We start from the raw sequence: 13,731 nt of genomic DNA on the forward strand, positions 1-13,731 counted from the left end.
ATAAAAAATATTATATAGCATAATTTCTAAGAAATAATAACAATTTTACGAAACAAGAAATTTTAAAAAATCCGATTTAGAGTTTAAAAAAAGACCACCTGAAAGTGGTCTTTAATTAATTTTCAAAAAATTAGTCTTCAGCAACAAATGGTAATAGAGCCATGATTCTTGCACGCTTGATAGCAATTGTAAGTCTTCTTTGGTTCTTAGCACTTGTACCTGTAACACGTCTAGGTAAAATCTTACCACGTTCTGAGATAAATCTCTTAAGTAAGTCTGTATCTTTATAATCGATGTATTCGATGTGGTTAGCAGCGATGAAGTCAACTTTACGTCTTCTACGTCCGCCTCTTCTTTGTTGGGCCATTATCGATTGCTCCCTTCTATATTAAAATGGTAAATCATCGTCAGATATGTCAATCGGTTTACTATTGTCAGCAAAAGGATCGCTCATATTATTGTTAGAATTGTTAGATTGGTTATTATTTGAATTATTACTATCGTTATTATTGTTATGGTAATTATTTCCGTTACCGGAGTTATTACCATAACTGTTGTTATTACTATTATTGTTTCCGAATGGAGACTGATTTGATTGATTTGAATTATTGTAGTTAGAACCTTGGTTAGAGTTATTGTTACCGGCGTTTCTCTTTTCACTTTCGGCACGAGATTCAAGCAATGAGAAGTTTTCAACAACTATCTCAGTTACATAAACTCTTTGACCTTGTTGGTTTTCATAGTTACGTGTTTGAAGACGTCCATCAATTCCAACAAGAGAACCTTTGTTTGTAAAATTAGAAAAATTCTCGGCAGCTTTTCTCCAAATAACACAATTAATAAAATCGGCTTCACGTTCACCTTGAGAATTAGTGAATTGTCGATTTACAGCAACTGTAAAACTGGCAACCGCTGCTCCATTAGCAGTGTATCTCAATTCAGGATCACGTGTCAGGCGTCCAACTATAACTACTCGATTAATCATTTATCTGCCTCCTTAAAATGTTTCACGTGAAACAAGACTAGTCTTCGCGTCTAACGATCATGTGACGAAGAATGTTATCTTCAATCTTTGAAAGACGGTCGAATTCGTTGATTGCTTCATCGTTTTCAGCATCTACATTGATAATGTGGTAGATACCTTCTTTATAATTAGCAATTTCATATGCTAAACGTTTCTTTTCCCAGTCTTTTGAGTCGATTACTTTGGCGCCGTTATCAGTAATGATCTTATCGAAACGATCGATCAATGCCTTCTTTGCGTCTTCTTCCATATCAGGTTTAATGATATATGTGATTTCGTAATGTACTTCAGCCATGACTGTACACCTCCTTATGGTCTAATGGTTCTAATTAAAGAACAAGGAGCATAAATTAACTACATTTTATACTCACGAAATGTAAGTTTATCATAAATTACTCTCAATTACTAGAACCTATTCAATAAAAAATCGTTTCTGCCTGACACGCATCTCTTTTTAGAGATACATTTCAAAATACGCAGAAACGATTATTTTTTATTTATTATCTGAATCTTCATTATCATCAGTTGTTGTAGCATCATTTGAATCAACATTGTTTTGGTCGTCTGTCTCAGAATCAGAGTCAGAATCTGAATTCTCATCATCATCATCTGAACCTGAATCAGCAATTTTAGCCATTGTTGAAACGATTGAATTATCATCGACCTTGATCAATCTGACACCTAGCGTAGCACGACCTGTTTGAGAAACGCTTTGTACCTCAAAACGAATCATGACACCTTTGTCAGTAATCAACATGATATCTTCGTCGCCATCAACGACAGTCAAACCAGCAATTGGTCCATTCTTTTCAGTTACGTTAGCAGTCTTGATACCTTTACCGCCACGTCCCTTGACTGGATATTCACTGACTGAAGTTCTCTTACCATAACCCTTTTCAGAGATAGTCAAGATTTCTTGTCCAGCTTGGGCAATTGATGAACCAACAACGTAGTCTTCTTCACGAAGTTTAATACCACGAACACCAGCAGCAGTTCTTCCCATTGGACGAACGTCGCTTTCTCTAAAGGTTACAGCATAACCCTTGTGAGTTCCGATAACGATAACTTTACTGCCATCTGTTAAGAAGACATTCGTTAACTCATCTTCATCTTTAAGAGTGATTGCTCGTAAGCCAGAATGTCTGATATTAGCAAAGTCATTGACTGGAGTACGTTTAACAGTTCCCTGCTTAGTTACAAAGAACAAGAAGGAATTGTCGCGGTCAACATCTTTATCGACATTGATAATGGTTTGAATCTTTTCGCCTTTTTCAATATTCAAAAGGTTGATTACCGGAATTCCCTTAGCTGTTCTTCCATATTCAGGAACTTCATAACCTTTAAGACGATATACCTTACCAGCATTGGTAAAGAATAATAGTCGGTCATGAGTTGAGGTATAAATCATCTGTTCGATGAAATCATCCCCATGGATGCCCATGCCTTGAACACCACGGCCTCCACGATTTTGAACACGGAATTCGTCAGCTGAAAGACGTTTGATGTAACCATTGTGAGTCAATACGATTAAGATATTTTCCTCTTCGATTAAATCTTCATCTTCGATGTTAGCAATTTCACTAGCACGAATTTCTGTTCTTCTGTCATCGCCGAATTTTTCTTGAATTTCAAGCAATTCATCATAGATGATTTTATCGACACGTTCAGGTTTTGCCAAAATATCTTTGTAGTCGGCAATCTTAACCAACAAATCTTGATATTCGGATTCAACTTTATCACGTTCCAAACCTGTCAAACGAACCAAACGCATATCAAGAATAGCTTGTGATTGCTTGTCAGATAGTTTGTAACTATCCATCAAAGTTTGTTTAGCGATTGCTGAAGTTTGTGAACCACGAATAATCTTGATGATTTCATCGATGTGGTCCAAAGCAATCCGTAATCCTTCAAGGATATGAGCTCTTGCTTGAGCACGTCTTAATTCATATTCAGTTCTACGTCTGATTACGACTTCTTGGTGCTTCAAGTATTCAACTAAGATACCCTTTAGTGAAAAGACATGTGGTGTTTTTCCAACAATCGCAACCATGTTGATACCATAAGAAATTTGTAATTGCGTTAGTTTGTAAAGATTATTCAAGATAACTGAAGCACTGACATCACGACGAACATCAATAACGATTCTCATACCTTCACGGTCTGATTCATCATTCAAGTCAGTGATTCCTTCAATTTTCTTTTCACGAGCTAATTCAGCAATTCTTTCAACTAAACGAGCTTTATTGACCATATAAGGAAGTTCCGTCACGATGATTTGTTCAGCGCCACTCTTCTTTGTATTAACGTCAACTTTAGCACGTAAGATGATTGTTCCCTTACCTGTTTCATAGGCTTTTCTGATTCCAGAGCGACCCATGATGATACCGCCAGTTGGGAAGTCAGGTCCAGGAATTGCTTTCATCAAATCAGCAATCGTAGCATCTTTATTTCTCATCAAAATATGTAGAGCATCGATGACTTCTTTTAAGTTGTGTGATGGGATATTAGTTGTCATACCAACGGCGATACCAGTTGCCCCATTGACCAAAAGGTTAGGGAATCTAGCTGGAAGAACCATTGGTTCTTTTTCTTCGCCATCATAGTTAGGAACAAGATCAACGGTATCTTTATTGATATCGCGCAACATTTCAACTGCCATCTTGCTCATTCTAGCTTCGGTATAACGCATAGCAGCAGGTGGATCACCATCGATTGATCCAAAGTTTCCGTGTCCATCGACTAATGGATAGCGATAACTGAAATCCTGTGCCATTCTGACCATTGATTCATAAATAGCTGAATCCCCGTGGGGGTGATATTTACCCATGATATCACCAACGAAACGAGCACTCTTCTTGTATGGTTTGTCAGGCGTTACACCCAATTCATTCATACCATAAAGAATACGGCGATGAACTGGCTTTAAGCCATCACGGACGTCAGGTAGCGCACGTGAGACGATAACACTAGCAGCGTAGTCAACGAAGGAATTCTTCATGACTTCTGTCAAGTTAACATTTTCTATTCTGTGATCTGCCATTAAATTGTCTTCCTCCCTAGTAATCTACTTCTGCATAACGTGCATTGGCTTCGATGAACTCTCTTCTAGGTTCAACTTTGTCACCCATCAACATTGAGAAAATTTGGTTAGCTTCGATGGCATCATCGAGGTTAACGCGATCCAATCTTCTCTTTTCTGGGTCCATAGTTGTTTCCCACAATTGGTCCGCATCCATTTCACCAAGACCCTTGTAACGTTGAATCTTTGGTTCTGGCTTTGGTGGCAATTGTTCAACAAAGTCGTCTTTTTCCTTATCTGTATCGAAGTATCTCATCATCTTGCCTTGACGAACTTGATACAAAGGTGGCTTAGCGATATAAACATATCCTGCATCAACGACCGGACGCATATATCTGTAAAGCAAAGTCAAAAGCAAGGTTCTAATGTGGGCACCATCGACATCGGCATCGGTCATGATAATGATCTTGTGATATCTAGCTTTAGAAATGTCGAAATCATCCCCAAATCCAGTTCCCATAGCCGTGAACAGTGTTCTGATTTCTTCGTTAGCCAAAATTTTGTCCATCGTGGCTTTTTCAACATTCAAAATTTTACCTCTAATAGGCAAAATTGCTTGTGTCAAACGTGAACGACCGGTCTTAGCAGAACCACCGGCTGAATCACCCTCGACGATAAATAATTCTGAAATTTCTGGGTCTTTGCTGGCATTATCAGCCAACTTACCAGGCAAGTTACTGATTTCTAGTCCGTTTTGCTTTCTCGTTACTTCACGAGCACGCTTAGCAGCTAGACGAGCCTTTGTAGCTAGAGAACCTTTTTCAACGATTTTCTTAGCTGTATCAGGATTTTCCATGAGGAATTTCATGAAATGTTCACTGAATAAGCGATCAGTAATCGTTCGAGCATCAGAGTTACCTAATTTAGTCTTTGTTTGACCTTCAAATTGTGGATCTGGGTGCTTGATCGAAACAACAGCTGTCATTCCTTCACGAACATCTTCACCAGATAATTTTTCAGTATCTTTTAATAATTTATTCTTATGAGCGTAATCATTGATGACACGTGTCAAAGCAGTCTTGAATCCGACTTCGTGAGTACCACCTTCGTAGGTGTGAATGTTGTTAGCAAAAGTCATCAAATTAGTGTGGTATTCATCAGTATATTGAAGTGATACTTCAACTGTAATGCCCTTTTGAACACCTTCAAGATAAATTGGTTCATCAAAGAGAACTTCTTTATCTTTATCCAAGAATTCAACATAACTCTTGATTCCACCTTCATAGTGGAAGACTAACTTCTCAGCTGTATCAGCTCTTTTATCTGTAAAAGTCAATTTCAAACCTTTATTTAAGAAAGCCAATTCACGAATTCTAGTCGTCAAAACTTTGTCATCATAAGTAGTAGTTTCGGTAAAAATATCTGAATCAGGTACGAAATGAACCCGAGTTCCATGATCGAATTCACCAGCGTCGCCTAAAACGTGCATTGAATGATTGACTTTTCCACGTTTGAAGTCGATTCCATAGCGTTTGCCACCACGAACAACTTCAACATCAAGTTCGCTACTCAATGCGTTTACAACGGAAGCACCGACACCGTGAAGACCACCAGATACCTTATAACCGCCACCGCCGAATTTACCTCCGGCATGCAAAATTGTATAAACTGTTTCAAGTGCTGGCTTACCAGTCTTCTTTTGAATATCAACTGGAATACCACGTCCGTCATCAGTAACAGTAATGGAGTTATCTGGCTCAACAGTAACTTCGATCTTTGTAGCGAAACCAGCTAAAGCTTCATCAATACCATTATCAATAATTTCCCAAACAAGATGGTGTAAACCTTGCTTACTAGTAGAACCGATATACATACCGGGACGTTTACGAACAGCCTCTAGTCCTTCAAGAACTTGAATTTGACTTGCATCATATTCTTCGACTTGTTCTTCTCTTTTTTCTAGCTCAGCTTTTCTGTCTTCAGCCATTAAATCTCCTCCTGTTGAACTTTGCCATTAGTAATATTTAAAATATTAGGGTTTTTCACCAATTTTGGATCAACATCATCGATTGATGTGGTCGTAATAAAGGTCTGTATACCATTTTTGATTGACGATAATAAGTGGGTTTGGCGTTTATGATCAAGTTCAGATAAAACGTCATCCAATAAAAGAATTGGGTAATCGCCAACTTGATCCTTAATCAATTCGACCTCAGCTAATTTCAAACTTAAAGCCACCGAACGCTGTTGCCCTTGGGAACCAAAGTCTTGTGCATTTTTTCCATTTACCATAAATTTGATGTCGTCACGATGTGGTCCAAATAGTGTCACGCCGCGCTGAATCTCTTTTTGGTAATTCTTTTTGAAATTTTCTTTGAAAATATTATAAATGTTTTCAAGCGATTTTCCATCAGTATTGAAAAATGTCTTGTAAGCAATTTTTAATTCTTCATTGCCTTCAGTTATATTTGCATGAATCTTTTCAATATGTGTCTGTAATTCTTGTAAGAACTGTAAGCGCGAAAAAACTACTTCCGCACAAAAAGCCGAAAACTGATCCGACAAGACATCCAGATAAATCATATCGTTAGCTTGATGATGCTGAAGTTTTTTCAAATATGCATTTCGCTGTTTCAGAACTGATCGAAATTGACTAGTCGTTTTCAGATAATGACCAGACATCTGACCAAATTCCATATCAATAAATTTTCGCCGAATTCCCGGATTGCCTTTTACAATCGACAAATCTTCTGGAGAAAATAAGACAACGTTCAAATTACCGATATAACTCGACAGTCTTCGTTGTTCTAAGTTATTCAACTTAGCTTTTTTCCCTGATTTGCTGATTACCAAATCTAATTTCAAACGACTGGAATTATCTTTGATAACTGTTCCTGAAATTCTAGCAAAATCATTGCCCCACTTAATTAAATCCTTGTCATTTGAGGTTCGATGACTTCTTGTCAACGCCAAAAAGTACATGGCCTCTAATAAATTGGTCTTGCCTTGAGCATTTTCTCCCAAAAAAACGTTGATATTGGGTGAAAAATTGACCTGTAAGGATTCATAGTTGCGATAATTTTGAAGTCGCAGTTCTTTTACGAACATTTATTCAATTTCAAAAGTTTGATCACCGACAACTATAACGTCCCCTGAGCGCAATTTCTTACCACGACGATCCTCAGGACTGCCATTAAGTAAGACTGAATTTTCTCTCAAGAACCATTTGGCTTGACCACCAGTTGCAATGACTCCTTCATCTTTTAAAAGTTGACCTAAAGTAATAAATTCAGTTTCTAGCTTAATTTTTTCAGACATTGTTAACACCCTATTTATTAGATTTATCCATTAATGACATACCAATATTATAGTTGTTTTCACAATAAAAGACAACTTAGAACGAAATATCAGGCGATATGAGCAATTTTTTAAATAAGGAGTATCTACCCACTAAAATTACTAGAAAAAAGTCCCATCGCTTATCTATTGCTTTTAAATCTATGAAGTCAAAAAAAATAGACCGAACCGAAAGTTCAGTCTATTTTGGTAAATTCACATTAAAAAGTACGTACTGGAGTGATAAGTTGAACGAAATTATCACGATCTTCGACTGGTCTTAAAGTGAATGGGTGCAATGGTGATGTAAAGCTCATTTCAATTGTCGTGTTGCTTCCAAAAGAACGTAAAGCATCTTTTAGATAATCAGGATTGAATGAAATTTCCAAGTCATCGCCCTCGAGACTGTCAAAATCTAAGACTTCTTCAACGGTACCAACTTCAGGAGAGTTTCCGTAAAGAGTAGCTTTTTTGTCGACAGCTTTGATTTCTAATTTAATAACGTTATTTCGACTTTCATGAGAAAGAAGCGAAGCACGTTCGACTGAAGCTAATAATTTTGATGAATCAAATGTTAAAAGCGTGTTCGATTCGTCAGGGATTAGACGATCAGTTTCAGGATATCTTCCATCAAGCAAGCGTGAATAGAACATAATATTGTCAAAGCTGAATAAAACTTGATTTTCAGAAATAGACATTGAAATTTCCTTAACTGAATCATCAATTGTTCTGACAAGTTCTGTCAAACTTTTACCAGGAATGATTAGATTGTAGTCTTCATCGCTTGTGATATTGATTTTTCTTTGTGAAAGACGGTGACTATCAGTCGCAACTGCAGTCAAACCTTCACTAGTAATCAAGAAATTAACACCAGTTAAAACTGGACGACTTTCTTGCGTTGAAACAGCGATAACTGTTTGATTGACAACTTCTTTAAAAACATCAGTTGGCAAAACTAATTGGTTATCAGTTTCAACATCTGGCAAGTGTGGATAATTAACGGCATCTAATCCGTTGATAGTAAATTCTGAAACTCCAGATTTGATTAAAGTTTGATTATTGTCTAAAACTTCGAGTTCAAAATTATCTCCAGGAAGTTTTTTAATAATTTCGTTAAAGAATCTAGCTGGTAAAACAATTGAACCGATGCTATCGATTTTTAAGTCATTGTCTGAATCATCTTTAGAAATAAATGATGTGATAGAGATATCAGAATTACTTCCAGTGATCGTTAGACCTGTTTCTGAAAGGTCTAATTTCATGCCTGTCAAAATTGGAATAGTTGTCTTCGTGGAAATTGCTCTTTGAACGTTACTTGTTTGATTTATGAATTTTGATCGATCAATAGAAAATTTCATAGGTAACTCCTTTTTTAATTAATTAATATAAAGATAGAAGTAGTAGTAGGGACTGTTAAAACTGTGGAAAAGTATCAGAAGACTAATTGTCTAGTGAAAATCCTTGTTATTAACAGCTGTGGATAACTTTGGGAAAACTCAAAAGTTATAAACATGTTAATTTCTGAGGTCGTCTTTCAATTCGTTGACAGAACGTTTTACGTCCTCATCTTTTATGACTAACTCGGATATTTTATCACATGAATGCATAACAGTCGTATGATCTTTTCCGCCAAATTCCATACCAATTTGTGGAAGTGATCGATCTGTTAGTTCTCGGCTCAAATACATTGCAATTTGTCGAGGTAAGACAATATTTTTAACACGCTTCTTCCCTTTTAAATCCTGAACGGAAACGTGATAATATTTGGCAACTTTAGTTTGAATCTTCGCAACTGAAAGACCTTTTTTGTCATTAGAGAGTTTGAATACTTTCAAAGCATCAGCAGCAACTGACTTAGTAATATCAGTATTTTTAGTCGTTGAATAAGCTTGAACGCGAATCAATGCGCCCTCAAGCTCACGGACATTCGTATCGACTTGGGCTGCGATGTAAGACAAAGTATCATTTGGAATTTCAAGATGTTCTGCTTTGGCTTTGTTACGCAAAATTGCAATTCGAGTTTCTAAATCAGGAGCAGTGATGTCAGCTGACAAACCACTGGTAAATCTAGAAACCAATCTGGCCTGTAATTTAGGGATTTCGTTAGGTAAACGATCAGAAGTCATGACGATCTGCTTACCATTTTCATATAGTTCATTAAAAGTATGGAAAAATTCTTCTTGAGTTCCCTCTTTTTCAGCGAAAAATTGAATATCATCTATTAATAGTAGATCGACGTTTCGATATTCCTGTCTGAAATCGTCTTGGGTCCTCATTTGAATTGAATTGATAAAGTCATTAGCGAAAGTTTCGCTTGTAACGTATTTAACTTTTGCCAGTGGGTCTAGTTTGATCATTTGATGTCCAATTGCTTGCATTAAATGAGTCTTTCCAAGACCTACGCCACCGTAGATAAAAAGTGGATTGTATACTCCACCTGGATCTTCTGCCGCAGCAAGGGCTGCAGCATGTGCCATTTGATTACCGCTACCAACAATAAAAGAAGCAAAAGTGTATTTTGGATTCAGATGCGAATTATGAAATACATGCTTTGGCTGAGCTGATTCTTGAGCAGGTTCAATGTGAGGAGCAACTTTTTGCTCCTCTTTTTTTGCGCTGTCTTCATCGTTTTCTATTATTGGGTTAAGTTCAATCCCATTTAATTCATATGAGTAAATAGCAATTTTTTCCGTGTAATTTCTTTCCCAATAATCTTTATGTAGTTTTGTTGGGACAGAAATGTAAATGTTATTTCCATCTATATATAAGGGATTAGCACTTTCAACCCAAGTTGAGTAACTCACAGAAGTTAATTGAGATCTTAGTTTGTTTGTAAAATAGTCCCAAAATTCAATTAGTTTTGGATCAGTTGAGTTACTTATATTTGGCAATTATTTCCCCCCAATCTTGGTTGTGGATAATTTTTTCCCTAAAATGACATTCTATAGTTTATCATTCTATTAAATAGTTTTCCACAGAACACATGTTTAAATTTGAAGAAATAACAACAGGTATTTACTAAATGCACAACCCTGTGGAAAATATATAAGCTGAAAAGTTGTTAACACAGTTATGCACAATCCACAGGCTAAGAAAGTACCTATTTTCAGCTGTTACAAAGAAAAAACAAGATTTGAACAAACCCTGTGGAAAACCAAATCACAGCCAAATTAACAGATGGAAAAGTTTGTTTACTGTCCTGTGGAAAAAATAAGTTATCACAATCGTCCACTTTTTATCCACAATAGAAATTGCGAAAAACTTTTTAAAATAATTAATGTTTATTTGACATTTATAGGAAATTAGCTGTTTAAAAAATTGCCATAACATGATATTATAGTTAAGCAATTGTCTGAAGAAGTGAATAATTTAATATAAGAGTCAGGAGGTTTATTGATGACTACAAAGAGAACATATCAACCAAAGAAGCGTCATCGTGAACGCGTCCATGGTTTCATGAAAAGAATGAGTACAAGTAATGGTCGCAAGGTTCTAGCAAGACGTCGCAAAAAAGGTAGAAAAGTATTATCAGCTTAGTTTTGAAGGATCACTGAACATTTTGGTGGTCTTTTTTTATTACAAAACAAGGGTAGTCTGGTGACATATGAGAAAAAGTTATCGCATAAAAAAAGAAAATGAGTTTCAATATGTCTATTCCAACGGTAATTCTGTCGCAAATCGTAATTTCGTTTTGTATAAGATGCCTAAGAAAGATCAAAAACATTTTAGAGTTGGTCTTTCCGTTGGAAAGAAAGTTTCGCATACGGCTGTGGGGCGTAATCGGATTAAAAGATACGTTCGCCAATCACTTTTGGAATTGAAGCCGGAAATTCCTGCTGAGTTAGATTTCTTAATTATTGCAAGAAAACCAGCGGTCGATTTAGATATGTTTGAAACGAAAAAAAATATTGTACATTTATTGAAATTAGGTAAAGTATTAAATTAGGGTAGAAAAATTTTAACTAAATAGGTGTAAAAGTGAATAAAAAAAGCTTAAAGAAATACGTAGGTATCGCACTGTTACTGAGTGTTGTCTTGGTTCTAGCTGGATGTTCAAACCTAAACGAGCCAATTACTAGTCATAGTACTGGTTTCTGGGATCACTATGTTATATATAGTTTTTCGAGATTCATTCTTTGGTTAGCTTCATTAGTTGGCAATAGTTATGGTTGGGCCATTGTATTCTTTACGTTGATCGTAAGAATTATTTTGTTGCCACTGAACTGGCTCCAGATTAGAAGCATGAATAAGCAAATGAAGATTCAACCTCAAATGCAGGCTCTTCAAAAGAAATATTCAGCTAAAGATGTCGATACACAACAAAAATTACGTGAAGAGACACAAAAACTATATAGTGAAGCTGGAGTTAATCCGGTAGCGGGCTGTTTGCCATTGGTAATTCAATTGCCAGTTATGTTCGCTTTGTATCAAGCTATCTATAAAACAACGCAATTGCGTAATGGTAGTTTCTTATGGATGGAGCTAGGAAAAGCTGATCCATATTACATTATGGCTGTGTTAGCGGCTGTATTTACTTTCTTGAGTACATACATTTCAAGTTACTCACAACCAACGCAAAATTCGACAACCAAGATTATGACATGGGTCATGCCAATCTTTATTTTCGTTCCAGCTTTGACATTCCCATCTGCCATCACTATTTACTGGGTTGTTACTAATGCGTTCCAAGTTCTTCAGACATTGGCTTTCCAAAATCCGTTCAAGTATCGTCGTGAAAAGAGAGAAGCTGAAGAAGCAGAGCGCGAGAAAAAACGTCGACTTAGAAAAGCTAAGAAACGTATCTATAAAAATCGTAAATGATTGACAATTGATAAAAATCTGGTTAAGATGTTTTAGAAATTGCTCATAGTATATAAATAGAAAAGTAGTCAAGGTGCTTTTCCGTCAAACAGGCGGATTATGCACTTTTTTTATGCTCAAAAATAGGAAGGGAGCTTTATTATGCCAAGTGCAGTAACAGAATATGACACAATAGCAGCCATTTCGACGCCTCCTGGGGAAGGTGCCATCTCAATCGTCAGAATGTCAGGAGACCAAGCGGTTGAAGTTGCTAAAAAGGTCTTTAAAGGACGTGACTTAAGTAAAGTTCAAAGTCACACCATAAATTATGGCCACATAATCGATCCTAGTAATGGTCAATTAGTTGATGAAGTTATGGTCTCAGTTATGCGTGCCCCAAAGACTTTCACACGTGAGGATATCATCGAAATAAATACCCATGGGGGTATAGTTGCGACTAATAAAGTACTGCAATTATTACTTGGTTACGGTGCCAGAATGGCTGAACCAGGCGAATTTACCAAACGGGCCTTTTTAAATGGTCGTATCGATTTGACGCAAGCTGAATCTGTTATGGATTTGATTCGTGCTAAAACTGATAAAGCAATGCAAGTAGCTGTCAATCAATTGGATGGTAATTTGCATCATTTGATTTCTAACTTACGTCAAGAAATCTTGGATTCTTTGGCTCAAGTTGAAGTTAATATCGATTATCCAGAATATGATACTGACCAAATGACGACCAAGATGTTGTTGGAAAAAGCTAAAACAGTTGGCAAGAGTATTGATAGTCTCTTGAAAACAGCTGATAGCGGCGAAATTTTGCAACATGGTCTGGCCACGGCAATCGTCGGTAAACCTAACGTTGGTAAATCAAGTTTGTTGAATCGTCTTTTGGATGAAGATAAAGCTATTGTTACTGATGTTGCTGGAACCACTAGGGATGTCGTCGAACAATACGTCAATATCGATGGCGTACCTTTGAAATTGATCGATACAGCTGGAATTCGTGATACACAAGATAAAGTCGAAAAAATCGGTGTCGAACGTTCTCGTCAAGCACTAAAAGGTGCTGACCTAGTTATTGTGGTTTTAGATTCTAGTCGGGAACTTGAAGAAGACGATAAAGAATTATTAGATGCGACAAATGACAAGAAACGAATCATTATCTTTAATAAGAACGATTTGATTCCGGTCATTTCACCAGAATCAGTAGTTCAATTGAAGCCTGATGACACGATTTTGAAGACATCAGCAATTAAAAATGATGGTATTGAAACAATCAAGCAAACCATCAGCAAAATATTCAACGCCGGAATTGAAGATAATAGCAACAACGTGATTATCACTAGTGCTCGTCAAGCAGGCTTGCTTCGTAAAGCCAAAAATAGCTTGAATGACGTTATTTCCGGTATCCAAGCAGGAATGCCTATTGATTTAGTTCAAATCGATATGACAGCTTGCTGGGACACTCTCGGGGAAATTACTGGTGAGAGTTATCAAGATGAATTGATCACGCAACTATTCTCACAATTCTGTTTAGGAAAATAAA

The 13,731-nt window shown here is 36.6% G+C and carries 13 protein-coding genes; 4 read left to right on the top strand and 9 right to left on the bottom strand.

Annotated features, from left to right (window positions below):
- Nucleotides 1-130 precede the first annotated feature (130 nt).
- From rpsR to dnaA, 9 genes are all read right to left on the bottom strand, one after another.
- Nucleotides 131-367: a 30S ribosomal protein S18 gene (gene rpsR, locus FHL06_RS09575; RefSeq protein WP_010625570.1), complete on the bottom strand. Its 237-nt coding sequence runs from the start codon at nt 365-367 to the stop codon at nt 131-133.
- Nucleotides 368-388: 21 nt separating this feature from the next.
- A complete protein-coding gene (gene ssb, locus FHL06_RS09580; protein ID WP_153386085.1) occupies nt 389-985 on the bottom strand; it encodes a single-stranded DNA-binding protein in 597 nt (198 codons plus the stop codon).
- 37 nt (nt 986-1,022) lie between these two features.
- Entirely contained in the window at nt 1,023-1,319 is a 297-nt protein-coding gene (gene rpsF / locus FHL06_RS09585; protein ID WP_153386087.1) for a 30S ribosomal protein S6, read from the bottom strand.
- A 198-nt stretch (nt 1,320-1,517) separates the two neighbouring features.
- Nucleotides 1,518-4,064: a DNA gyrase subunit A gene (gyrA, locus tag FHL06_RS09590; protein WP_153386089.1), complete on the bottom strand. Its 2,547-nt coding sequence runs from the start codon at nt 4,062-4,064 to the stop codon at nt 1,518-1,520.
- Nucleotides 4,065-4,080: 16 nt separating this feature from the next.
- Nucleotides 4,081-6,030 carry a DNA topoisomerase (ATP-hydrolyzing) subunit B gene (gene gyrB / locus FHL06_RS09595; protein WP_153386091.1) on the bottom strand — a complete coding sequence of 650 codons (1,950 nt, stop codon included), beginning with the start codon at nt 6,028-6,030 and terminating at the stop codon, nt 4,081-4,083.
- A complete protein-coding gene (recF, locus tag FHL06_RS09600) occupies nt 6,030-7,151 on the bottom strand; it encodes a DNA replication/repair protein RecF (RefSeq protein WP_153386093.1) in 1,122 nt (373 codons plus the stop codon). Before recF ends, gyrB begins: the two co-directional genes overlap by 1 nt.
- A complete protein-coding gene (gene yaaA / locus FHL06_RS09605; RefSeq protein WP_153386095.1) occupies nt 7,152-7,361 on the bottom strand; it encodes a S4 domain-containing protein YaaA in 210 nt (69 codons plus the stop codon).
- A 239-nt stretch (nt 7,362-7,600) separates the two neighbouring features.
- The gene (gene dnaN, locus FHL06_RS09610) at nt 7,601-8,737 is read right to left on the bottom strand and encodes a DNA polymerase III subunit beta (RefSeq protein WP_153386097.1); all 1,137 of its coding nucleotides are present in this window, start codon (nt 8,735-8,737) and stop codon (nt 7,601-7,603) included.
- Between the two features lie 156 nt (nt 8,738-8,893).
- Nucleotides 8,894-10,270, bottom strand: a complete 1,377-nt coding sequence (dnaA, locus tag FHL06_RS09615; RefSeq protein WP_153386099.1) for a chromosomal replication initiator protein DnaA — start codon at nt 10,268-10,270, stop codon at nt 8,894-8,896.
- Nucleotides 10,271-10,775: 505 nt separating this feature from the next.
- Between dnaA and rpmH the strand changes: the two genes are divergently transcribed.
- The 4 genes from rpmH (at nt 10,776) to mnmE (ending at nt 13,730) form a co-directional block, all read left to right on the top strand.
- Nucleotides 10,776-10,916 (top strand): 50S ribosomal protein L34, encoded by a 141-nt coding sequence (gene rpmH / locus FHL06_RS09620; protein WP_025085419.1) that lies wholly within the window; start codon nt 10,776-10,778, stop codon nt 10,914-10,916.
- Nucleotides 10,917-10,983: 67 nt separating this feature from the next.
- Complete coding sequence (rnpA, locus tag FHL06_RS09625; protein WP_153386101.1) at nt 10,984-11,325, top strand: ribonuclease P protein component; 342 nt, start codon at nt 10,984-10,986, stop codon at nt 11,323-11,325.
- Nucleotides 11,326-11,357: 32 nt separating this feature from the next.
- Complete coding sequence (gene yidC / locus FHL06_RS09630) at nt 11,358-12,200, top strand: membrane protein insertase YidC (protein WP_162000248.1); 843 nt, start codon at nt 11,358-11,360, stop codon at nt 12,198-12,200.
- Nucleotides 12,201-12,341: 141 nt separating this feature from the next.
- Nucleotides 12,342-13,730: a tRNA uridine-5-carboxymethylaminomethyl(34) synthesis GTPase MnmE gene (gene mnmE / locus FHL06_RS09635; protein ID WP_153386103.1), complete on the top strand. Its 1,389-nt coding sequence runs from the start codon at nt 12,342-12,344 to the stop codon at nt 13,728-13,730.
- Nucleotide 13,731 lies beyond the last annotated feature (1 nt).

The sequence above is a fragment of the Companilactobacillus halodurans genome, from assembly GCF_009600985.1.
In the GTDB taxonomy this organism is placed as follows: Bacteria; Bacillota; Bacilli; order Lactobacillales; family Lactobacillaceae; genus Companilactobacillus; species Companilactobacillus halodurans.